This is a genomic window from Tatumella sp. JGM130 (genome assembly GCF_018257525.1).
Classification (GTDB): Bacteria; Pseudomonadota; Gammaproteobacteria; order Enterobacterales; family Enterobacteriaceae; genus Tatumella; species Tatumella punctata.
The window spans coordinates 25,803-47,313 of the sequence record NZ_JAERJS010000005.1; the positions used below are offsets into that span (position 1 = coordinate 25,803).

General features: G+C 50.9%; 18 protein-coding genes. 13 read left to right on the top strand and 5 right to left on the bottom strand.

All coding sequences use genetic code 11. The features are described 5' to 3' along the window. Nucleotide 1: 1 nt before the first annotated feature. The 3 genes from spoT to gmk are packed head-to-tail and all read right to left on the bottom strand — an operon-like array spanning nucleotide 2 to nucleotide 3,097. On the bottom strand, nucleotides 2–2,122 hold the full coding sequence (gene spoT / locus JK211_RS03540; RefSeq protein ID WP_212707302.1) for a bifunctional GTP diphosphokinase/guanosine-3',5'-bis pyrophosphate 3'-pyrophosphohydrolase: 2,121 nt from the start codon (nucleotides 2,120–2,122) through the stop codon (nucleotides 2–4). 21 nt (nucleotides 2,123–2,143) lie between these two features. After that, nucleotides 2,144–2,419 carry a DNA-directed RNA polymerase subunit omega gene (rpoZ, locus tag JK211_RS03545; RefSeq protein WP_212707303.1) on the bottom strand — a complete coding sequence of 92 codons (276 nt, stop codon included), beginning with the start codon at nucleotides 2,417–2,419 and terminating at the stop codon, nucleotides 2,144–2,146. Between the two features lie 54 nt (nucleotides 2,420–2,473). Then, a complete protein-coding gene (gene gmk, locus JK211_RS03550; RefSeq protein WP_212707304.1) occupies nucleotides 2,474–3,097 on the bottom strand; it encodes a guanylate kinase in 624 nt (207 codons plus the stop codon). Between the two features lie 608 nt (nucleotides 3,098–3,705). Here gmk and JK211_RS03555 point away from each other — a divergent pair. From JK211_RS03555 to JK211_RS03615, 13 genes are all read left to right on the top strand, one after another. Beyond that, on the top strand, nucleotides 3,706–5,106 hold the full coding sequence (locus JK211_RS03555; RefSeq protein WP_212707305.1) for a glutamate decarboxylase: 1,401 nt from the start codon (nucleotides 3,706–3,708) through the stop codon (nucleotides 5,104–5,106). 91 nt (nucleotides 5,107–5,197) lie between these two features. Next, nucleotides 5,198–6,742 carry a glutamate:gamma-aminobutyrate antiporter gene (gene gadC / locus JK211_RS03560; RefSeq protein WP_212707306.1) on the top strand — a complete coding sequence of 515 codons (1,545 nt, stop codon included), beginning with the start codon at nucleotides 5,198–5,200 and terminating at the stop codon, nucleotides 6,740–6,742. A 468-nt stretch (nucleotides 6,743–7,210) separates the two neighbouring features. Beyond that, nucleotides 7,211–8,254 (top strand): phosphate ABC transporter substrate-binding protein PstS, encoded by a 1,044-nt coding sequence (pstS, locus tag JK211_RS03565; RefSeq protein WP_212707307.1) that lies wholly within the window; start codon nucleotides 7,211–7,213, stop codon nucleotides 8,252–8,254. 76 nt (nucleotides 8,255–8,330) lie between these two features. Beyond that, nucleotides 8,331–9,293 (top strand): phosphate ABC transporter permease PstC, encoded by a 963-nt coding sequence (gene pstC, locus JK211_RS03570; protein ID WP_212707308.1) that lies wholly within the window; start codon nucleotides 8,331–8,333, stop codon nucleotides 9,291–9,293. Further along, entirely contained in the window at nucleotides 9,290–10,177 is an 888-nt protein-coding gene (gene pstA, locus JK211_RS03575) for a phosphate ABC transporter permease PstA (RefSeq protein WP_212707309.1), read from the top strand. The genes pstC and pstA overlap by 4 nt, the downstream gene beginning before the upstream one ends. 53 nt (nucleotides 10,178–10,230) lie before the next feature. Beyond that, a complete protein-coding gene (gene pstB / locus JK211_RS03580; protein ID WP_212707421.1) occupies nucleotides 10,231–11,004 on the top strand; it encodes a phosphate ABC transporter ATP-binding protein PstB in 774 nt (257 codons plus the stop codon). Nucleotides 11,005–11,082: 78 nt separating this feature from the next. Continuing rightward, on the top strand, nucleotides 11,083–11,808 hold the full coding sequence (phoU, locus tag JK211_RS03585) for a phosphate signaling complex protein PhoU (RefSeq protein ID WP_212707422.1): 726 nt from the start codon (nucleotides 11,083–11,085) through the stop codon (nucleotides 11,806–11,808). 177 nt (nucleotides 11,809–11,985) lie between these two features. Then, nucleotides 11,986–13,176 carry an MFS transporter gene (locus tag JK211_RS03590; RefSeq protein ID WP_212707423.1) on the top strand — a complete coding sequence of 397 codons (1,191 nt, stop codon included), beginning with the start codon at nucleotides 11,986–11,988 and terminating at the stop codon, nucleotides 13,174–13,176. A gap of 381 nt (nucleotides 13,177–13,557) precedes the next feature. Continuing rightward, nucleotides 13,558–13,782 (top strand): hypothetical protein, encoded by a 225-nt coding sequence (locus JK211_RS03595; RefSeq protein WP_212707310.1) that lies wholly within the window; start codon nucleotides 13,558–13,560, stop codon nucleotides 13,780–13,782. A 117-nt stretch (nucleotides 13,783–13,899) separates the two neighbouring features. After that, nucleotides 13,900–15,186, top strand: coding sequence for an HlyD family secretion protein (locus tag JK211_RS03600; RefSeq protein ID WP_212707311.1), 1,287 nt, complete (start codon nucleotides 13,900–13,902; stop codon nucleotides 15,184–15,186). Further along, nucleotides 15,186–17,285: a peptidase domain-containing ABC transporter gene (locus tag JK211_RS03605; protein WP_212707312.1), complete on the top strand. Its 2,100-nt coding sequence runs from the start codon at nucleotides 15,186–15,188 to the stop codon at nucleotides 17,283–17,285. Before JK211_RS03600 ends, JK211_RS03605 begins: the two co-directional genes overlap by 1 nt. A gap of 219 nt (nucleotides 17,286–17,504) precedes the next feature. Then, nucleotides 17,505–17,945 (top strand): NfeD family protein, encoded by a 441-nt coding sequence (locus tag JK211_RS03610; protein ID WP_212707313.1) that lies wholly within the window; start codon nucleotides 17,505–17,507, stop codon nucleotides 17,943–17,945. 31 nt (nucleotides 17,946–17,976) lie between these two features. Beyond that, nucleotides 17,977–18,927 carry an SPFH domain-containing protein gene (locus JK211_RS03615; protein ID WP_212707314.1) on the top strand — a complete coding sequence of 317 codons (951 nt, stop codon included), beginning with the start codon at nucleotides 17,977–17,979 and terminating at the stop codon, nucleotides 18,925–18,927. A gap of 52 nt (nucleotides 18,928–18,979) precedes the next feature. Here JK211_RS03615 and JK211_RS03620 read toward each other — a convergent pair whose 3' ends face one another. Both JK211_RS03620 and mnmE read right to left on the bottom strand, forming a co-directional pair. Beyond that, nucleotides 18,980–19,858, bottom strand: coding sequence for a GntR family transcriptional regulator (locus JK211_RS03620; RefSeq protein ID WP_212707315.1), 879 nt, complete (start codon nucleotides 19,856–19,858; stop codon nucleotides 18,980–18,982). 254 nt (nucleotides 19,859–20,112) lie between these two features. Continuing rightward, on the bottom strand, nucleotides 20,113–21,477 hold the full coding sequence (mnmE, locus tag JK211_RS03625) for a tRNA uridine-5-carboxymethylaminomethyl(34) synthesis GTPase MnmE (protein ID WP_212707316.1): 1,365 nt from the start codon (nucleotides 21,475–21,477) through the stop codon (nucleotides 20,113–20,115). Nucleotides 21,478–21,511: the final 34 nt, after the last annotated feature.

Consider the following 21,511-nt stretch of genomic DNA (forward strand, 5'->3'; position numbering starts at 1 on the left):
ACTAATTTCGGTTCCGGTGTACTTTTATAACATCCGGCATGACACGGATTTTCCGCATAATATCTGCCAGGTGAATACGGTCATGGACCGTGAGGCGCATATACGCACTGTAAACTCTGCCATCCCGTTCTTCCGTATTCAGGCTCTGAATATTTGACTGGCTGGCATTGATCGCTGCTGTCAGGTTGGCAAGCGCGCCCTGATGATTCAGCATATCGACTTTTATTTCTGTGACAAAGTCCTGACCTGCTCCGCTGTCGTCCCACTCCACCGGCATAAATTTCTCGGCTTCTTTCTGGTAACCACGGATATTCCTGCAGGAATCATGGTGAATAACCAGCCCTTTACCGGGGCTGACATGCGCCACAATCGGGTCTCCCGGGATTGGACGGCAGCATTTGGCGAAGGTAATCAGCACACCGTCTGCCCCTTTGATCGGCAGCTTATGTCTTTTCGCCGATGCCTGAGGCAGGGTATCGGTAGTTTCCCCCGGCAGCAGATTTTTAGCCACCACCACACTCATCGCATTGCCGAGCCCGATTTCTGCCAGCAGGTCATCGAGACTGGCCAGTTTCATCCGTTCCAGTTCCTGTCGGATATTTTCCTGCGGTACGTCAGCCAGTTTTTTACTGCCTCCCAGCGCATGGCTGAGCAGGCGACGGCCGAGGCTTACGGACTCTTCCCGTTTCAGGTTTTTCAGTAACTGACGAATTTTCGCCCTGGCTTTGGAACTGACGACGAAATTCAGCCATGCGGCATTCGGTCGTGCGCCCGGGGCTGTGATAATTTCGATGGTCTGGCCGCTGCTCAGTGGCTGTGACAGGGGATAGGGCTGACGGTCGACCCTGGCACCAACACAGGCATTGCCGATATCTGTATGTACGGCATAAGCGAAATCGACGGGTGTGGCTCCGGCAGGCAATTCAACAATCCGGCCTTCCGGGGTAAAGACGTAAATTTCATCGGGAAACAGGTCCGATTTTACACTTTCGATAAATTCAAACGAGTTACCGGCACTTTGCTGCAATTCGAGCAGGCTTTGCAACCAGCGCTGGGCCCGCACCTGCGCAGTGGTGGTGCCGCTTTCTCCTTGCTGTTTATAAGCCCAGTGTGCCGCGACCCCCATTTCTGCCATCTGATCCATATCTTCGGTGCGGATCTGGACTTCTACCGGTACGCCGTGCGGGCCTATCATCGAGGTATGAAGCGACTGATATCCGTTGGCTTTGGGAATGGCAATATAGTCTTTAACACGGCCCGGACGGGGTTTGTACAGACTGTGCATTTGTCCGAGTACGCGATAGCAGGTATCCACATCTTTTACGATAACGCGGAAGGCGTAGATATCCATGATGGAATGAAAACGCTGCTCTTTGAGATGCATTTTCTGATAAATCGAGTAGAGATGTTTTTCCCGGCCACTGACGCGACACAGGATTCCGGCTTCCTGTAATCTGCCGTCTATTTCGGCGAGGATTTTCTGGATCATCTCTTTACGGTTACCGCGCGCCGCTTTTACCACTTCTTTGATAACGCGGAAACGGTTCGGGTACAGGGCTTCAAAGCCCAGCTCTTCCAGCTCGGTTTTCAGATGATGAATACCCAGCCGGTGAGCTAGCGGACTGTAAATCTCAAGTGTTTCTAAGGCGATACGCCGCCGTTTGTCCGGCCGCAGCGAACCAAGGGTTCGCATATTGTGGGTCCGGTCTGCCAGCTTGATTAATATGACCCGGATATCCTGCACCATGGCCATAATCATCTTGCGGAAGTTTTCTGCCTGGGCCTCTTTCTTATCGCGGAATTTCAGCTTATCCAGTTTGGATACGCCCTCGACTAATTCGGCGACACTGGAGCCAAACAGCTGTTCCATATCCTGGAAAGTTGCCGGGGTATCTTCAATGACATCATGTAACAACGCGGCCATCAGTGTTTCATGGTCGAGTTTCATTTCTGCCAGGATACAGGCAACCGCCACCGGATGGGTAATATAAGGTTCACCGCTGGAACGCGTCTGACCCTCATGAGCATCACGAGCGACAAGGTAAGCCTGCCTGAGTCGTTTAATCTGATCTTCAGGCAGATATTTTTCAATCAGTTGATTGAGGCTTTCAAACAGATACAAGGGCGGCCTGCAACAGTCAGATTAACGGTGACCTTCAGCAATCGCGGTGACAGCCTGAAGTTCGGCGGCTTCCTGCTCATGCTGTTCCTGACGATCACGGACATCCAGAATCTGGTTTGTGATCAGACCTTCTTCGATTTCGCGTAAAGCGATAACCGTTGGTTTGTCGTTTTCTTCCGGAACCAGGGCATCTTTACCGCCGGTCTGCATCTGACGCGCACGACGTGCAGCGACCAGTACCAGGTCAAAACGGTTTCCAACTTTTTCTACTGCGTCCTGAACGGTTACGCGTGCCATAAAAGTGCTACTCCACAGATGAGGAAATGACTGGGCATAATACTGAAAGCTGCTTCAGTGTGCCAATAGTTTGCTGATTAATGCATCATGCCGGGCCTGCTGACGGCCCATACGCAGACGTTCTGCGCGGATAATCGTTTTCAGGTCAGACAGGGCCAGATCAAAATCATCGTTTACGATCAGATAATCGTACTCTGCGTAATGACTCATTTCATCGACCGCTTTTTCCATCCGTTTTTCGATGACCGCTTCGCTGTCCTGACCACGGCCTCTCAGACGACGATCTAACTCATCCTTCGATGGCGGAAGCACGAAAATGGTTCGTGCCGCAGGCATCTGCCGGCGTATTTGCTGTGCCCCCTGCCAGTCGATATCCAGAAAGACATCGACGCCGGTAGCCAGCACTTGTTCAATCGCCTGGCGTGAGGTGCCGTAATAATTACCAAAGACTTCGGCGTACTCAAGAAATGCCCCGTCAGTAATCATTGCGCGGAACTCATCTTTCGTCACAAAGAAATAGTGGTCGCCCTGAACTTCACCGGGGCGCATATCCCGGGTGGTATGGGAAACAGAAACCTGAGTGTCATAAAGGGGCTGTGTTTTTAACAGCGCCTGAATCAGGCTGGACTTACCCGCACCACTGGGCGCGGAAACAATAAACAGTGTACCTTGAGCCATGATTATCTTGAATTGAGTAAAGAGCGGGGACAATATCCTGCCTATTATACACAGCCTCCGGCCCCGGCGCAGCGTTTGCATGCATTTAGCCGCAGATTTCTTTCTGTCAGTCGCCTGAACCGGCCGCTTCCCCGGCAGCAGTCTGTGGATGAACTCAGGAAATAATGGTGAAAACAACCGGCTGGATGAATATACCGGCCAAAAAGACGCTGACCGGTAATGATATTACGGGAATAATAATAACGGTCTTATTCTGCGTTCTCTCTGTAATAGCCAGAGTTTAAAATAATATGGCTGAAATGTTTATTTTTTTTAATGTTTTGTTTTATTTAATAATTGAAAATTTATTACTTATCAGTAAGTAAAAATATCCTCCTCCCGTTCGCACGAAAAAAACCATAATTTCCGGAAAAGAGACTATCTTTAAAGAGCGTTTTGTTCTGCATTGCATCAGCAGGTAGCTCCTTCTGTCTCTGTGGCTACCAGACCGCTGAAATAAGTGTTTTTCTGCCTGCAGATTCAGAAGGCACGGTGCCGCCTGTTATCCGGTGTTTCCTGACCTGTATATCAGACGACAAACTCCTCTTCAGAGAAATCATGAGGTTTACATGAGCAGCACGACCAAAGATTCCATCCGTGATCAGAACGATGATGTTTATGCTTCCGTTGATTTAGCCGCATCGTTACCTAAGTCCGAATTCCCTGAGCCAGAACGCAATCCGCGTAATGTTTTTAATGCGATCCGTGATGAGTTAATGCTGGATGGTAACTCTCGTCAGAACCTGGCAACCTTTTGTCAGACATGGGTTGATGATGAAATTCGCGAATTGATGGATCTGTCTATCGATAAGAACATGATCGATAAGGATGAGTATCCGCAGACGGCAGAGATTGAAGCCCGTTGTGTCAGAATGCTGGCAGACCTGTGGCACTCACCTTCTCCGGAGACGACCCTGGGATGTTCGACCATTGGTTCTTCTGAGGCTGCGATGCTGGGCGGCCTGGCCCTGAAATGGCAATGGCGTAAAAAAAGAGCGGCACAAGGTCTGCCTGCCGATAAGCCAAACCTGGTCTGTGGCCCGGTACAGATCTGCTGGCATAAATTTGCCCGTTATTTTGATGTCGAATTACGTGAGATCCCGATGGAAGGTGATCGCTTAATTATGTCGGCAGAAGAGGTCGTTAAACGGGTGGATGAAAATACCATCGGTGTTGTTCCGACCCTGGGGGTAACCTTTACCTGTCAGTATGAGCCGGTGAAGGAAGTGAGTGATGCGCTTGACCGTGTGCAAAAAGAGACCGGATTAGATATTCCTATTCATGTCGATGGCGCCAGTGGTGGTTTCCTGGCACCGTTCTGTGCGCCTGATTTGGCGTGGGATTTCAGTCTGCCACGGGTGAAATCGGTGAATGCCTCGGGGCATAAGTTTGGTCTGGCGCCACTGGGTGCCGGCTGGGTAGTGTGGCGTGAAGCCAGTGATCTGCCGGAAGAACTTATTTTTAATGTGAACTATCTCGGCGGTAATATGCCGACCTTTGCACTGAATTTTTCCCGTCCCGGCGGACAGATTGTGGCTCAGTATTATAACTTTCTGCGCTTAGGCAAGGAGGGTTACGCCAAAATCCACAATGCCTGCTACGCCACCGCACAATATCTGGCGGAAGAGATTAGTCGTCTGGGGCCGTTTGAAATTCTGTTTGACGGTGACAGCAGCAAAGGGATCCCTGCGCTGGCCTGGAAAGTCAAAGAGGGTCAGAATACCGGCGGTTATACACTGTATGACCTGGCGGATAAACTGCGCTCCCGTGGCTGGCAGGTACCTGCCTACTCGTTACCCGCCCACCGTGAAGACCTGGTGATCCAGCGCATTCTGGTACGTCACGGGGTTAGCTATGACTTAGCGACTCTGTTAATTGATGATATTAAACGTGCCTTAGAACACTTCAAACAGCATCCGATTGTTGCACCGCTTTCAGAACAAGAAGCCAGTGGCTTTAATCACGGCTGATTACCCTGTTATCTGAACCGGGGGGGATAACCCCCCGGTAATTTCATCTGCATTATTATCGGACAGAATAATCAGCTGTCGGGAGAACCTTATGACTACGACTACGACTAACGCAAATATCAGCCCCAGAAAGTTAACGCTGTTAGGTTTTTTCGCCATTACTGCATCGATGGTCATGGCCGTTTATGAATATCCGACCTTTGCCACCTCAGGATTCTCGTTAATATTTTTCTTATTACTCGGAGGATTTCTGTGGTTTATCCCGGTGGGTCTGTGTGCGGCAGAAATGGCGACTGTCGAAGGATGGCAGGAGGGGGGAGTCTTTACCTGGGTTTCTAATACCCTGGGTAAAAAATGGGGCTTTGCGGCAATTTCGTTTGGGTACTTACAGATAGCGGTTGGCTTTATTCCTATGCTGTATTTTGTGCTCGGGGCCCTGTCCTATATTTTGAAATGGCCGGAGCTGAATACCAATCCGTTACTGAAAACCGTTGCGGCACTGGTCATTTTATGGGGACTGGCACTGACTCAGCTGGGGGGCACGAAAAATACGGCCAGGATTGCGAAAGCCGGTTTCTTTGCCGGCATCCTGTTACCGGCGCTGATTCTGGTCGTGCTGGCTATCTGTTATCTGGCATCGGGCGCACCGGTAGCCATCGAGATGAGCCGTAATACTTTCTTTCCTGATTTCACCCAAATAGGCACCTTAGTGGTGTTTGTGGCGTTTATCCTCAGTTATATGGGCGTTGAAGCTTCTGCCACCCATGTTAACGAAATGAGCAACCCCGGCCGCGATTATCCGCTGGCGATCCTGTTGCTGATGGTGGTGGCGATTATCCTGAGCTCGGTCGGCGGTATTTCGATTGCCTCGGTTATCCCGAAAGACCAGATCAACTTATCCGCCGGTGTTATGCAGACTTTCAGTATTCTGATTGGTCATTTTGGCCAGGGTCTGGAATGGATCGTCAGAGTTATTTCGGCACTGTTGCTGTTAGGCGTGCTGGCTGAGATAGCAGCGTGGATTGTCGGACCTTCGCGCGGTATGCTGGTTACCGCCCAGCAGGGTATTCTGCCGGCACGCTTCGCGAAAATGAACAAAAACGGTGTTCCTGTGGCTCTGGTGATTTCTCAGTTGCTGATCACATCGGTTGCGTTAATTATTCTGACCAATACCGGTGGCGGGAATAATATGTCATTTTTAATTGCCCTGGCTTTAACGGTGGTGATTTACCTGTGCAGCTATTTCATGCTGTTTGCCGGGTATCTGGTGCTGGTGTGTAAGAAAGGTGACCTTAAACGTTCTTTTAATATTCCCGGAGGCCGGGGCGTGAAAATGGTGGTTGCCATTATCGGCTTCTGTACGTCTGCGATTGCGTTTATTGTCTCGTTCTTTCCGCCGTCTGGTCTGCCGGACAGCCACGACAATAGTATTTATGTAACCCTGCTGGTGGTCTGTTTTCTGGTTGTGCTGGCGTTGCCGTTCATTGTTTATGCGATGGGTAAAAAAGGTGCTCCCGGTTCGAATGTCAGGCTGGAGCCGGTTAAAGCGCATACGGCAGATAAAGGCCATTTCTTTATCCACCCGCGTGCCCGTTCACCTCATCATATTTTTGTCGATGATAAGAAGTTACATTAATCCGACCCCGGGTGATCAGGGTCTGTGACTGGTGCTGCGGCGGGGAAACGTGCTCCCCGCCGTACGGTATAACATCCGGCAGATGCAAAAAAGGCAGCCTTGCGGCTGCCTCTCCCGGCAATTCCTTTTGCAACCATTCGGCTGGAGTATTTACAATATCGCGAATAAAATACCTGATAGTTCATATCGTTATCGCTGTACTGACAGGAATGTTAACAACCGTGACCCCGGGTAAAGTGGCAAAAAATGCGGTTGTTGATCTGCGTGGAGGTGGTCTGCTGGCATTGTGAGCGGTGGTTTTATTACCGGTTTTTATCCGCGGGTCGGCCGGACAGGTCTGTGGCTGTCATAAAACTGTCATATTTCTTACATATTAATGTCACCAAACTGTCCTATTTTCCCTCGTGCAGCATGACAAACTCATTTAAAAATGGCACTGAGCCTGAGATTAACTCCCCCGGAGGGAATATGACACTGATGCGTAATACGGTAGCCCGCGTACTGGCAGCGACACTGTCTGTTGGTGCTGTTTCTGCTTTTGCAGCGACAAACTTAACCGGAGCTGGCGGCACCTTTCCTGTGCCGGTCTATGCCCGTTGGGCAGCAGATTACCAGAAGGTCGATGGCAGCCAGGTGAACTACCAGGGTATTGGTTCTTCCGGTGGCGTAAAACAGATCATTGCCAAAACCGTTGACTTTGGTGCGTCAGATGCGCCCCTGAGTGATGCAGATCTGCAGAAAAACGGTCTGTTCCAGTTTCCGACGGTGATTGGCGGCGTGGTACTGGCAGTGAACCTGCCTGGCGTCAAATCCGGTGAGCTGACGCTGGACGGTAAAACTGTCGGGGATATCTACCTCGGTAACATTAAAAAGTGGAATGACCCGGCTATCGAGAAACTGAACCCGGGCGTTAAGTTGCCGTCGACGGCGATTAATGTCGTACGCCGTGCTGATGGTTCAGGCACCTCATTCGTATTTACCAGCTACCTGTCAAAGGTGAATGATGAGTGGAAGGAGAAAATTGGTAAAGGGAATACGGTCAACTGGCCAACCGGTCTGGGCGGGAAAGGTAACGATGGTGTTGCTGCCTTTGTTCAGCGTCTGCCGGGATCTATCGGCTATGTTGAGTATGCTTATGCCAAACAGAATAATCTGACCTATACCAAACTGGTCGATGCCAGCGGTAAAGCGATTCTGCCGTCCGAAAAAAGCTTCAGTAACTCTGCGAAAGGTGCCGACTGGCAGCAAACCTTTGCTCAGGACCTGACCTACCAGAAAGGTGATGATGCGTGGCCGATTTCATCCACCACTTTTATCCTGGTGTATAAAAAACAGGCGGATGCAGAAAAAGGTGCGGCAGTGCTGAAATTCTTCGACTGGGCGTATAACAACGGCGGAAAAACCGCAGAAAGTCTGGATTATGCTGCTCTGCCGGAATCGGTAGTGACACAAATTCGCAGTGCCTGGAAAGCGAATATCACAGACAATAACGGCAAAGCACTGTATCAATAGGGTTATACTCCGTTACATCATGTGAACCCCATGGGCGGCTGATGCCGCCCTGTTAATAGTGAAGACTGAGACTCTTATGGCGGAAAGAAAGCCGACATTTAAAGCACCCGGAAAGCAGGGTGATATCATTTTCAGCGCATTGGTTAAACTCTCTGCGCTGGTGGTGCTATTACTGCTCGGTGGTATTATCGTTTCCCTGATTATTTCTTCCTGGCCCAGTATTCATAAATTCGGCTTTGCTTTCCTCTGGGATAAGACCTGGGACGCGCCGAATCAACAATTTGGCGCTTTAGTGCCGATTTACGGGACAGTTGTTACCTCAATTATTGCTCTGTTAATTGCGGTCCCTGTGAGCTTTGGTATTGCCCTGTTTCTGACCGAGCTGTCACCCGGCTGGCTGCGCCGCCCGCTTGGCACGGCTATTGAACTACTGGCGGCTATTCCCAGTATCGTTTACGGCATGTGGGGGCTGTTTATCTTTGCCCCGTTATTTGCCGAATATTTTCAGACGCCGGTCGGTGACCTGCTGTCATCGGTACCCTTTATAGGCCGGCTATTCTCGGGCCCTGCCTTTGGTATTGGTATTCTGGCGGCGGGTCTGATCCTCGCGATTATGATTATTCCCTATATTGCTTCGGTGATGCGTGATGTCTTCGAGCAGACACCGGTTATGATGAAAGAATCAGCTTACGGGCTGGGTTGTACCACCTGGGAAGTTATCTGGCATATTGTGCTACCGTTTACCCGTAACGGCGTTATTGGCGGAATCATGCTGGGCTTAGGCCGGGCACTGGGTGAAACCATGGCGGTGACCTTTATTATCGGGAATACCTACCAGCTGGATAGTGTCTCTCTGTATATGCCGGGCAATACCATTACCTCGGCGCTGGCGAATGAATTTGCTGAAGCCGAATCGGGACTGCATGTCTCTGCACTGATGGAGCTGGGGCTGATCCTGTTCTTTATCACTTTTGTGGTACTGGCTATCTCCAAACTGATGATCCTGCGTTTGGCGAAAAGTGAAGGAGCGCGCTCATGATTCCGGTGGATATAGAAAACCGCGCAGCGCTGGAAGCATCACGGCGCAAGATGCAGGCATGGCGTGGTTTTAAAAATAAAATCGCCTTATTACTCTCAATACTGACCATGGCGTTCGGTCTGTTCTGGCTGGTATGGATCCTCTGGACTACGGTATCTCGCGGGATTGGTGGCTTATCAGTTGATCTGTTTACCCAGATGACCCCGCCGCCAAATACGGATGGTGGCGGCCTGGCAAATGCCCTGGCAGGCAGCGGTTTACTGATCCTCTGGTCGACCCTGGCAGGCACACCTCTGGGCATTATGGCCGGTGTTTACCTGGCGGAATATGGCCGTAAATCTGTGCTGGCAGAAGTGATTCGTTTTATTAATGACATTTTACTGTCCGCCCCGTCGATCGTGATTGGCCTATTCGTTTACACCCTGGTGGTGGCGTATATGCATCACTTCTCTGGCTGGGCTGGTGCGCTGGCACTGGCACTGTTGCAGATCCCGATTGTTATCCGGACCACCGAAAATATGCTGAAGCTGGTCCCGGATACGATGCGTGAAGCTGCTTATGCCCTGGGAACGCCGAAATGGAAAATGATTCTGGTTATTACGCTGAAAGCCTCCGTCTCGGGCATCATTACCGGGGTACTGCTGGCGATTGCCCGCATTGCCGGTGAGACGGCACCATTACTGTTCACTGCGTTATCGAATCAGTTCTGGAGCACCGATATGATGCAGCCGCTGGCTAACCTGCCGGTGACGATTTATAAGTTTGCTATGAGTCCGTTTTCACAATGGCAAAACCTGGCCTGGGCAGGGGTGCTGATTATTACCCTCTGTGTGTTAGTGCTGAATATCGTGGCACGGATGATTTTTAGCAAACGTAAAAACTAATTTTTGCGGCGCGGCGAGAAGCGGTGCCGGAATAAGAGAGACGAACAATGAGTATGGCAAACATTAACCCGGCGTCGGCAAAAATCCAGGTACGTGATCTGAATTTCTTTTATAACCAGTTCCACGCACTGAAAAATATCAATCTGGATATTGCCCGTAATCAGGTGACTGCTTTTATCGGCCCGTCAGGGTGCGGTAAATCGACGCTGCTGCGTACCTTTAACCGGATGTTTCAGCTGTACCCTGAACAACGCGCAGAAGGACAGATTTTACTCGATGGCGATAATATCCTGGATAACGGACAGGATATTGCGTTACTGCGAGCCAGAGTCGGGATGGTGTTTCAGAAACCGACCCCGTTCCCGATGTCTATTTATGACAATATCGCTTTCGGCGTACGGTTATTCGAAAAATTATCCCGTGCCGAGATGGACGAACGTGTGCAGTGGGCGCTGACTAAAGCGGCGTTATGGACCGAAACCAAAGACAAGCTGAACCAGAGCGGTTACAGCCTGTCGGGTGGTCAGCAACAACGTCTGTGTATTGCCCGCGGGATTGCGATTCGTCCGGAAGTTCTGCTGCTTGATGAGCCCTGCTCTGCGCTGGATCCGATTTCTACCGGACGTATCGAAGAGCTGATCAGCGAATTAAAACAGGATTATACGGTGGTGATTGTGACCCACAATATGCAGCAGGCGGCGCGTTGCTCTGACCATACGGCCTTTATGTACCTCGGTGAACTGATTGAATTCAGTGATACGGATACCCTGTTTACTAAGCCGTCATGCAAGCAAACTGAAGACTATATTACCGGCCGTTATGGCTGATGCTCAGCCGGTATTCTGTAACGCTTAATTTTCGCCACCATTTTTCGCTGCCATACGGGTGCGACACTGGAGAACATGATGGACAGTCTTAATTTAAATAAACATATCTCCGGTCAGTTTAATGCTGAGCTGGAGCACATTCGTACCCAGGTAATGATTATGGGCGGACTGGTTGAGCAACAGCTGACGGATGCCATTAATGCGATGCAGAATATGGACCCGGAACTGGCCCAGCGGGTGATTGATGACGACCATAAAGTGAATATGATGGAAGTCGCGATTGACGAAGATTGCGTGCGTATTATTGCCAAACGGCAACCGGCAGCCAGTGATTTACGGATGGTGATGGCGATCATTAAAACCATCTCTGAACTGGAACGGATCGGTGACGTAGCGGAGAAAATCAGCCGGACGGCGCTGGAGAAATTTGGTCATAAACATCAGCCTTTACTGGTCAGCCTGGAGTCCCTTGGACGTCATGCGGTACAAATGCTGCATGAAGTGCTGGACGCCTTTACCCGTATGGATCTCGAGGCAGCAATACAGATTTACCGGGAAGATAAAAAAGTCGATAAAGAATATGAAGGTATTGTCCGCCAGTTAATGACTTATATGATGGAAGATCCGCGGACAATTCCCAGTGTGCTGACGGCATTATTCTGTGCCAGAGCTATCGAACGTATCGGCGACCGCTGCCAGAATATCTGCGAAATTATCTTCTACTTCGTCAAAGGTCATGATTTCCGGCATATGGGCGGTGATCAACTCGATCAGTGGCTGGCCGGAGATGACACCCCGGAATAACCCGGTGTTCCGCAGTCTGCCCGCCGCGTGGCAGGCTGCCCCTTTCTGTTTTTTCCTTTCTTCCTGATATTGGTAGCGTGTTGGTATCCCTGTTTTTATACTTTGCAGGTTTATTTTTCCGACCAGTCAAGGAACCCGAGCGTGCAAAAAAAGAAAACTGTAACCCCGGCAAAAGCCATGCTGGCTGCTGTCAGCGGCTATGCTATGGATGGATTCGATCTGTTAATCCTCGGATTTATGTTACCGGCTATCAGTGTCTCCTTATCACTGGACCACTCACAGGCGGGCTCACTGGTTACCTGGACGCTGATTGGCGCCGTAGCCGGCGGAATTATTTTCGGTCACCTGAGTGACCGGTTTGGCCGGGTCAGGGTATTAACCCTGACAATTTTAATGTTCTCGGTATTTACCGGACTCTGTGCGACGGCCCGCGGCTACCATGACCTGCTGATTTACCGGACCCTGGCCGGGGTCGGCCTGGGGGGCGAGTTTGGTATAGGGATGGCGCTGATTGCCGAAGTCTGGCCGGCCAGCAAGCGCAACAGAGCCTCTGCCTGGGTAGGTATTGGCTGGCAGGCCGGGGTGTTGCTGGCGGCAGTAATTACGCCACTGCTGCTGACAGTGATTGGCTGGCGTGGCATGTTTCTGGTGGGGCTGGTCCCGGCGCTGTTTTCGTTTGCCATCCGTCACGGGCTGAGCGAACCGGAATCGTTTATTCGTCAGCCAAAGAAAGAACAACAGCGTTCATTTATGTCCCGCCTCAGATTACTGGTAAACGATCGTGCCACGGCAAAAGCCAGCCTGGGGATTTTCATTTTATGCTCGGTACAGAATTTCGGTTATTACGGGCTGATGATTTGGATGCCCAGCTATTTGTCTTCATCGTTCGGTTTCAGCCTGACCAAATCGGGGTTATGGACCGCCGTGACGGTGGCAGGTATGACCCTGGGGATTGGGCTGTTCGGTATGCTGGCTGACCGTTTTTCCCGCTGGAAAATCTTTATTCTTTACCAGCTGGGTGCGGTGGTGATGGTGATTGTCTATGCCCGGCTGACCGACCCGTCCCTGATGCTGGTGGCCGGCGCGGTTATGGGGTTGTTTGTGAATGGTATGATAGGCGGTTACGGTGCATTAATTTCCGATACTTTTCCGGTCGCCTCGCGGGCCACTGCCCAGAATGTTCTGTTTAACCTTGGACGGGGCGTCGGCGGGTTTGGCCCGCTGGTAACAGGGATGCTGGCTTCAGAGTGGTCATTCAGTGCTGCGATTACGCTGCTGGCATTGATTTATGTGCTGGATATTGTGGCAACCCTGTTTCTGCTACCGCGCCACCAGGGCCAGGATGATGCGCTGGGTGCTATCGGCTAACCCCGCCAGCGGACAGACCGGCAATCAGGGTCTGTCCGCAGCGCAACTAATACAATTAAAAGAAATTTATTAATGAAACTTTCTGATAATCAGGTTTTATATTTTTACTGATCACGGTTATTTTCCCGGTTTCCGGAAGTTACCGGCAACCCTGTTTTTTCTTTCTGCCTGTTTCTGATGGATTTTTTTATTCACAGCAAATTACCTGGCTATTTATTGTTAATTACCGGAAGGCATTGGCTGACCGGCGGATAAATGTATGATATTGAAAACAGGGAGGGCAGTGTATATTTTGTTCCGGTAGCAATAACCGGGATATCAGGCTGATGACTGGATTATTGCTACTTACAACACCGGGAATATTAAAAAAAGGAAATTTTTATGAAAGAATTAACACAAACTGAAGTACAGACTGTTTCTGGCGCCGGGACTCTTGCCAGTTCACTGGGCTCGCTGGGTTCTATGGTCGGCGGCGCAATGAAACTGATCGGTATGAAAAACTCTGTCGCGAATGCTGCTGCTATCGGTAACAATATCGGCATGATATTTGAATCGGTATATGGTGCGTTTTCATCGACAGTGAAATTTTTCTTTGATAAAAAATAATTCTCTCTGAATAAAAGGTGTCGCCTTGCGCGACACCTTTTCATATTTCCAAAGGGTGAATAACGGATGTTTATCCTGGTGGTTAATTATACATAGCAATTTACATGGTTATCTGTCATGGAAGGTAAATCTATTTTCAGAAAGGAAGCGCTGGATAATATTAAAAATCAATGGCTGGGGAAGGCATTGTTAATTTCGTCCTGTCCCTCATGGCTGGTCGCTATTTTATCCGGGTTGTTCTTTTTAATAATTATGGCCGGTATTATCTTCGGACAATATACCCGGCGAATTAACGTTGACGGGGAAATTATTTCCCTGCAACAGGCAATCACTATATATGCGCCGCAGCAGGGCGTGGTGACCAGGACATTTCTGCAGACCGGACAACGGGTTAACAAAGGTGAGCCTCTGTATGAGATTGATGTCAGCCGGACCACCAGTAGCGGTAATGTCAGTGCTCGCGGGGCAGAAGCCATTAATTATCAGCTGACTCTGATAGAACAGATCATTGAAAAAACAGAACAAAATAAACAATCGTCATTAAACAGCCTGCAACAGCAACTGGCCCAATACCGGCAGGCTTATAAAAAGTCACAGGAATTGATCAGCAGTGCCGGACGCGGGCTACAGGATATGCAGAAAAGCATGGGTAATTATGACGATTACTTACGTAAAGGTCTGATTAATAAAGAGCAGTTTAATAATCAGCGTTATCTGTTTTATCAGCAGCAATCCTCGTGGCAAAGCCTGAATACTCAGCTGATCCAGGAAGGGCTGCAGGTTATCAGTCTGGAGACTGAGATTGCTACCCAGTCAGCCGACTTTGATAATAAAGCAGCAGAATATGCGTTAAAACGCAGTGAGTTACAGCGCGAGCTGGCTGAGGTGAATGCCAGTGGTACGCTGATTATTACCGCGCCTGAAGAGGGTAATATCGAAAATATGGTGTATACGGCCGGGCAGATGGTGGCCGCCGGCGATAGCCTGGCACAACTGATGCCGGGAGGGCGTCCACAGTTTTTGCTGGTGTTGTGGCTGCCGGACAGCAGTGTGCCTTATGTGTCCCCGGGAGATGCGGTTAACCTGCGCTATGACGCTTATCCTTTCCAGAAATTTGGTCAGTTTCCTGGCAGGATTAAATCTGTATCACGGATCCCCGCCAGTGCGAAAGAGCTGATGATGTACAGCAGCATTGCACCTGCGGTGAATAATGGTGCAGGCCAGGCTTACTATAAAACGATTATTGAACTGGCGGCCGACAGCTTCAGGTTCCGTGGAGAATCAATGAACTGGTCAAATGGTATGAAGGCTCAGGCCACCCTGTTTCTGGAGCGCCGGCCCTTATATCAATGGATCCTGTCGCCTTATTACGATATCCGGCGTAGCCTCGGAGGGCCGGTCTGATGAATGCCTCTTTTTTTGAGCAAATAAGCCGTCGGGTGAACTTTAGCCTGTGGCGGCGGGTGCCCGCCATCTTACAGACCGAAGCCGCTGAATGCGGGCTGGCCTGCCTGACGATGGTATGTCGCTATTTCGGGATGGACATTGACCTGTTAAACCTGCGTCGCCGTTTTGGTGTTTCATCTCATGGGGCGACACTGACCACCCTGATGCATATTGCCGGGCAACTGGCAATGAAGACACGCCCTTTGTCCCTGGATCTGGATGAAATAAATCAGCTGAAAAGGCCCTGTCTGCTGCACTGGGATATGAACCATTTTGTGGTACTGGTCGCAGTCCGGCGTTCACGGTTTATTATCCATGATCCGGCCCTTGGTCGCCGGATTATTGGGATGCGTGAAATGTCACAACATTTCTCGGGTATTGCCCTCGAAATCTGGCCGGATAACGAGTTTATCCCGCTGAAAGCCCGCTCCCGCCTCAGCCTGTGGTCAATGATGCGGAATATCTCAGGCCTGCCGGGCTTTCTGATTAAAATCTTTTGTCTGTCGCTGGTCGTTGAGGCGGTTAACATTCTTATTCCGGTCGGTACCCAGCTGGTTATGGACCATGTGCTGATTGCCCGTGACCATGATCTGCTGAGCCTGATTTGTCTGGGACTGCTGACCTTTATTCTGTTCCGCACTTTTATCAGTATGCTGCGTTCCTGGACATCACTGGTGATGCAGTCACTGATTGATATTCAGTGGAAAACCGGCCTGATGGATCATCTGCTCCGCCTGCCGCTGGTCTATTTTGAAAAACGCAAAGCCGGTGATATTCAGTCCCGTTTTGCGTCACTGGATACTATCCGCGGTACCCTGACCAGCAGCCTGGTGAACGGCATTATTGATATTATTGTTTCTGTCAGCGTGCTGGTGATGATGTATCTGTATGGTGGCTGGCTGATTTTTGTCGTGCTGGGGTTCACCCTGTTGTATATGCTGCTGCGCTTAACGACTTACCAGCGCTACCGCCAGGCGCAGGAAGAGCATATTGTGAAAGGAGCCCGTGCCAGTTCTCATTTTATGGAAACCTTGTACGGTATCAGCACCCTGAAGGTGCTGGGCCTGTCAGGCACCCGTTCCCAGTACTGGCTTAACCTGAATATTGATACCACCAATGCTGGAATCCGTATGAGCCGGCTGGATATGTTGTTTGGCGGGGTTAACTCGCTGATCTCGACGGTCGATCAGGTCGTCATTCTGTGGCTGGGAGCTTCAATGGTGATTGACGGCAATATGACAGTCGGCATGTTCGTAGCTTTTAATGCTTACCGTGGTCAGTTCTCAGAACGGGCGTCATCGCTGATCGATATGCTATTACAACTGCGTATGCTGGCACTGCATAACGACAGGATTGCCGATATTGTATTGCATGAGCCGGAAGCATTTCAGCCCGCCAGAAGTCTCTGTCAGCCGGATAAAGCAGCCGGTTTACAGGTTCGCGACCTGAGTTATCAGTATGACAAACTCAGCCGGCCAATCTTTTCGGACATAAATATAAGGGTCGATGCGGGGGAAAGTGTGGCCATTACCGGGCCTTCAGGGGCCGGGAAAACCACCTTAATGAAGGTGATGAGTGGCCTGTTAGCCCCGGACAGTGGTTCGATCCTGTGTAACGGCATTGATATTGCCGGGGCAGGAATTAATAACTACCGGCAGGGGATTGCCTGTGTGTTGCAGGAAGATAAATTGTTTGCCGGGTCGATCGCCGAAAATATTTCCGGATTCAGTGAACAAAAAGATATGCAGTGGGTGACTGACTGCGCCAGAAACAGTCATATTCATGACGAGATTATGCAGATGCCGATGGGTTACGAAACACTGGTTTCTGAACTGGGCGGCAGTTTATCCGGAGGGCAAAAACAGCGGCTGCTGATTGCCCGCGCGCTCTATCATCGTCCCGCGATTCTGTTCCTGGATGAAGCCACCAGTCATCTGGATCTGGATAATGAAGCCAGGGTTAATGCCGCCATCAGCCAGCTTAAAATTACCCGAATTTTTATTGCCCACCGCCCTTCAACTATTGCCTCTGCCGACCGGGTCATCGAATTACGCTGACCGGCCGGTACACCTGACACTGTCGTCTCTGACGACAGTGTCTTTCCCTCAGCCCCGGAGACTGGCTATCCCGTACTGCTGGCGGGTGTTTTAATTTTTCATAATATGCTATTGGTTCTGTATTCTGTCTGAATTTCAGCCACAATGATGGCTGCCGGTAACATGATGAGTATTTCAGGGGAAATTAACCGGCAGTACTGATCGGACAAAGGAGCACCGATGGAAATTAGCGGAGTGTTTTGGTTCTGGATCGCGATTGCTGCTATTTTTGCGCTGGTTGAGATATTTACCACCACCTTTTTCGGCCTGTGGATGGCTATTGCTGCCCTGATTCCGGCCATGCTGGTCCTTTTTCTGCCGGACTTCCCGGTGGCCGGGCAGTTGCTGGTCTGGATAGTGGCGTCGGTTCTCTGTGCCTGGGTATGGGTGCGCTGGATACGCAGTAAACCTGAGCCCTGGCTCGCTGAACCACTGACCGGTCAGCAAGGTATACTGGCCTGCGCGCTGACCCCGGGACAGCAGGGTATTCTGTTGCTGAGTAAACCGGTACAGGGACGTCAGGAGTGGCCTTGTATCAGCGACAGGGCGTTACCCAGGCAGACACGGGTAAAAGTGATTGCGATGGCGGGTGACGGTGTAGTGAAAGTTGACCTTGTATAATTGTTCTGTTCACCTTTAAGGAGGAGACCTTATGTCACCGGGACTGATGGCGTTAGGCTTAGTAATTGTGTTACTGGCAGTGACGTTTTTTAAATGTGTGCGTATTGTTCCGCAGGCTGACCAGTGGATTGTCGAGCGACTGGGGAAATATCACAGTACCCTCAATCCGGGACTGAATATTTTAATCCCGTTTATTGATGTGGTGGCTTATAAAATGTCGGCCAAAGACCAGATGTTTGAGGTGAAAGGTATTGAAGGGATCACCAAAGACAATGCCACTGTCGGGGTCAATGCGATTTGCTTTGTCCGGATAGCCGATCCTAACAAGGCGGCTTACGGCGTGGATAGCTATAGTGCGGCGGTACAGAATCTGGTGATGACCACTATTCGTAATGCTGTCGGGGGGATGAACCTGGATGATACCCTGTCTAACCGTGACCAGTTGGCGATTACCCTGCGGGCCAACATGGAAGAGCAGATGAATGACTGGGGGCTGATCCTGAGAACGGTGGATATTCAGGATATCACGCCCTCTGATTCTATGCGTAAATCGATGGAGCAACAGGCAGCAGCAGAACGGGAACGTAAAGCGACTGAAACCCGTGCTGAGGGGAACAAGAATGCAGCGATCCGTGAAGCTGAAGGGAAAAAACAGGCGATGATCCTGGATGCGGAAGCCAGACTGGAGGCCTCCCGGCGTGAAGCGGAAGCGATAGAAACCCTCGCCAGCGGTCAGAAGAAAGCCACCGACCAGCTAGCGGCTGCACTGAATGCCAGCGGCGGACATCAGGCGATGTCATTTCAGCTGGCTAATAACTATGTACAGACCCTGAGTGAGTTATCAAAAAGTGATAATGCTAAAGTTATCGCCATGCCAGCCGATCTTGCTCAGGCCGTTGGCGGGCTGCTGAATGCAGGTGCACTGATGTCGGTGGGTGCGGAAGCCGGTGCGTCGGTTAAATCACCACGCACTCAGGGGTAATCTGTTTTCCCGGCCGCTAAGCAACGAGTAAGGTGGCTGAGCTACTTGCCGGTCAGGATTTACGGCGGGCCACTCCCAGCTGACTGGCGACCTGCAGATGACGATATAACAGGGCCGAAGCCTGTTGATTATCACCCTCTGCCAGGGCATCCAGTATTGCTAAATGCTCCTGACAGGACACTTTGACCCGCCGGAGATTATTAATAGTATGTGTCTCTGTCAGACGCCGCAGACGGTTTTGCTGCTGAATGCTATGCAGGATAAAACGGTTGCCTGACCAGGCGGCCAGTAATTCATGGAACCGTGCATTACTTTCAATAAAATGTTGACTGTCCGGTACGCCATTGAGCAGTGCCAGCTGATTATCACGGCATTGCCGGAGCTGTTCTGGAACCACACAAAATCCGGGTTCCATCAGGGCTGCCGGTTCCAGTAGCATACGAAACCGGTAACTTTCCAGCCGCTGCTCTGCGCTTGCCAGCGTCGGCATCATCACCCAGCCATGACCATGTTTTCGCTGTATAATTCCTTCTTCTGTCAGGCGCTGCAGGCAGCGCCGCAGGATACTCTTGCTGCACTGATAACGGCGCAGCAGGTCACTCTCATTTATGTGCCCGGGCAGTGTCTGATTCAGATGGTCGTCAATAATAAGACGGTAGAGATCGTCTTCTGCAACCCGCAGTCCGGCCAGCGTGTTCTGCAAAGCCTCACTACAGGCCGTTGCTACAGTAAAGCCACAGTGTTTCTCTGCCGTCAGGATCTGTTGACCGGCCAGATAAAACAGAGCCCCGCGGATCGGTGATCGGGACACACCGAAATGCTGCGCCAGTTCGATCTCTTTTATGTGGCTGCCTGGCGGGAAATCTCCGCAGGCGATCGACTCAAGGATCTGTCCGGCGACTTTTGTTTGCAGAGGGGTCAGCTTACTCATTTACGGAATACTCATGTCACGTTCTCTCCGGACCGTCCGGAGGGGCACAGATAAACACTTATACTACGGGTTTACCCGTCGTATGTCAGGTTATGGTCAGAGCAGGCTGGTTCTGTCGGGGCAGAGGCCCCTTTAATCGGTATACCGGACACCGGGGGGAACCCCCCGGGAGATATTTGCGATGCAGGCAGGGCGGAAGCGCAGTCAGAACTGTGATATCACAGGTGTGTTCTGAACCGATGCGTTTTGCTGTTTTATTTGCCGATACAGAAGCTGGAGAAAATACGTCCCAGCAGATCATCGGCGGTGAACTCTCCGGTAATTTCGCTGAGTGACTGCTGCGCAAGACGTAATTCTTCTGCCAGCAGTTCGCCGGCCCGGGCACCGAGTAACTGGTACTGGCCCTGAAGCAGGTGACTGCTGGCAGCTTCCAGTGCTTCCAGGTGGCGGCGTCTGGCGATAAACCCGCCTTCAATATTTCCGGAAAAGCCCATACTCTGTTTCAGATGTTCGCGCAGCAGATCAATACCTGCGCCGGTGCGCGCCGACAGGCGGATCACGGTATTATCCCCTTGTTGTTCTGCCCCGAGAGCCTCACTGGTCACATCAGCCTTATTACGGATAACGGTTACCGGCAGGGCGGGTGGCAGCCGCGCGATAAAGTCCGGCCAGATTTGCTGCGGGTCTGTGGCGCGGGTGGTGGTGCCATCGACCATAAACAATACATGGTCGGCGGCGGAGATTTCCTGCCATGCGCGCTCAATCCCTATCCGCTCCACTTCATCACTGGATTCACGTAACCCGGCAGTATCAATGATATGCAACGGCATGCCATCAATATGAATATGTTCGCGCAGGACATCACGGGTAGTACCGGCGATATCCGTGACGATAGCGGCTTCTCTTCCCGCCAGTGCATTGAGCAGACTGGATTTTCCGGCATTTGGCCGCCCGGCAATCACCACCTTCATTCCTTCGCGCAATAAGCTGCCTTGCCGCGCTTCGGTACGGACGTTTTCCAGATCCTGCATAACCTGATTAAGCTGCGCCTCAATTTTTCCGTCCGACAGGAAATCAATCTCTTCGTCAGGGAAGTCGATGGCAGCCTCGACGTAAATACGCAGATGAGTCAGGGCCTCCACCAGATGGCTGACCCGCTGAGAGAAAACACCCTGCAATGAGTTAACGGCAGAACGCGCGGCCTGTTCTGAACTGGCATCAATTAAATCGGCAATCGCTTCGGCCTGGGCAAGGTCCAGTTTATCATTGAGAAATGCGCGTTCCGAAAATTCGCCCGGCCTCGCAATCCGCAGTCCCGGTAAGGCAATAACCCGTTTCAGTAACAGGTCGAGGATCACCGGGCCGCCATGCCCCTGTAACTCGAGTACATCTTCTCCGGTAAAAGAGTTCGGGCCGGGGAACCACAGAGCAATCCCCTGATCCAGTACAGTGCCATTGGCGTCCATAAAGGGCAGGTAGTCGGCATAACGTGCTTTGGGCAGTTTGCCTAAAATCTGTTGTGCAACTTCTGCGGCTTTCGGCCCCGAAATACGTAATATACCGACTCCGCCGCGGCCAGGAGGTGTTGCCTGGGCGACGATAGTATCGCTGTGGCTCATAGCTGTTCTCTCTTTTACCAATAAAAAAAGGCGG

Coding starts and splice junctions, on each gene's coding strand:
- rpoZ (WP_212707303.1), bottom strand. CDS start 2,419: ATGGCACGCGTAACCGTTCAGGACGCAGTAGAAAAAGTTGGAAACCGT.
- gmk (WP_212707304.1), bottom strand. CDS start 3,097: ATGGCTCAAGGTACACTGTTTATTGTTTCCGCGCCCAGTGGTGCGGGT.
- JK211_RS03555 (WP_212707305.1), top strand. CDS start 3,706: ATGAGCAGCACGACCAAAGATTCCATCCGTGATCAGAACGATGATGTT.
- gadC (WP_212707306.1), top strand. CDS start 5,198: ATGACTACGACTACGACTAACGCAAATATCAGCCCCAGAAAGTTAACG.
- pstS (WP_212707307.1), top strand. CDS start 7,211: ATGACACTGATGCGTAATACGGTAGCCCGCGTACTGGCAGCGACACTG.
- pstC (WP_212707308.1), top strand. CDS start 8,331: ATGGCGGAAAGAAAGCCGACATTTAAAGCACCCGGAAAGCAGGGTGAT.
- pstA (WP_212707309.1), top strand. CDS start 9,290: ATGATTCCGGTGGATATAGAAAACCGCGCAGCGCTGGAAGCATCACGG.
- pstB (WP_212707421.1), top strand. CDS start 10,231: ATGGCAAACATTAACCCGGCGTCGGCAAAAATCCAGGTACGTGATCTG.
- phoU (WP_212707422.1), top strand. CDS start 11,083: ATGGACAGTCTTAATTTAAATAAACATATCTCCGGTCAGTTTAATGCT.
- JK211_RS03590 (WP_212707423.1), top strand. CDS start 11,986: ATGCTGGCTGCTGTCAGCGGCTATGCTATGGATGGATTCGATCTGTTA.
- JK211_RS03595 (WP_212707310.1), top strand. CDS start 13,558: ATGAAAGAATTAACACAAACTGAAGTACAGACTGTTTCTGGCGCCGGG.
- JK211_RS03600 (WP_212707311.1), top strand. CDS start 13,900: ATGGAAGGTAAATCTATTTTCAGAAAGGAAGCGCTGGATAATATTAAA.
- JK211_RS03605 (WP_212707312.1), top strand. CDS start 15,186: ATGAATGCCTCTTTTTTTGAGCAAATAAGCCGTCGGGTGAACTTTAGC.
- JK211_RS03610 (WP_212707313.1), top strand. CDS start 17,505: ATGGAAATTAGCGGAGTGTTTTGGTTCTGGATCGCGATTGCTGCTATT.
- JK211_RS03615 (WP_212707314.1), top strand. CDS start 17,977: ATGTCACCGGGACTGATGGCGTTAGGCTTAGTAATTGTGTTACTGGCA.
- JK211_RS03620 (WP_212707315.1), bottom strand. CDS start 19,858: ATGAGTAAGCTGACCCCTCTGCAAACAAAAGTCGCCGGACAGATCCTT.
- mnmE (WP_212707316.1), bottom strand. CDS start 21,477: ATGAGCCACAGCGATACTATCGTCGCCCAGGCAACACCTCCTGGCCGC.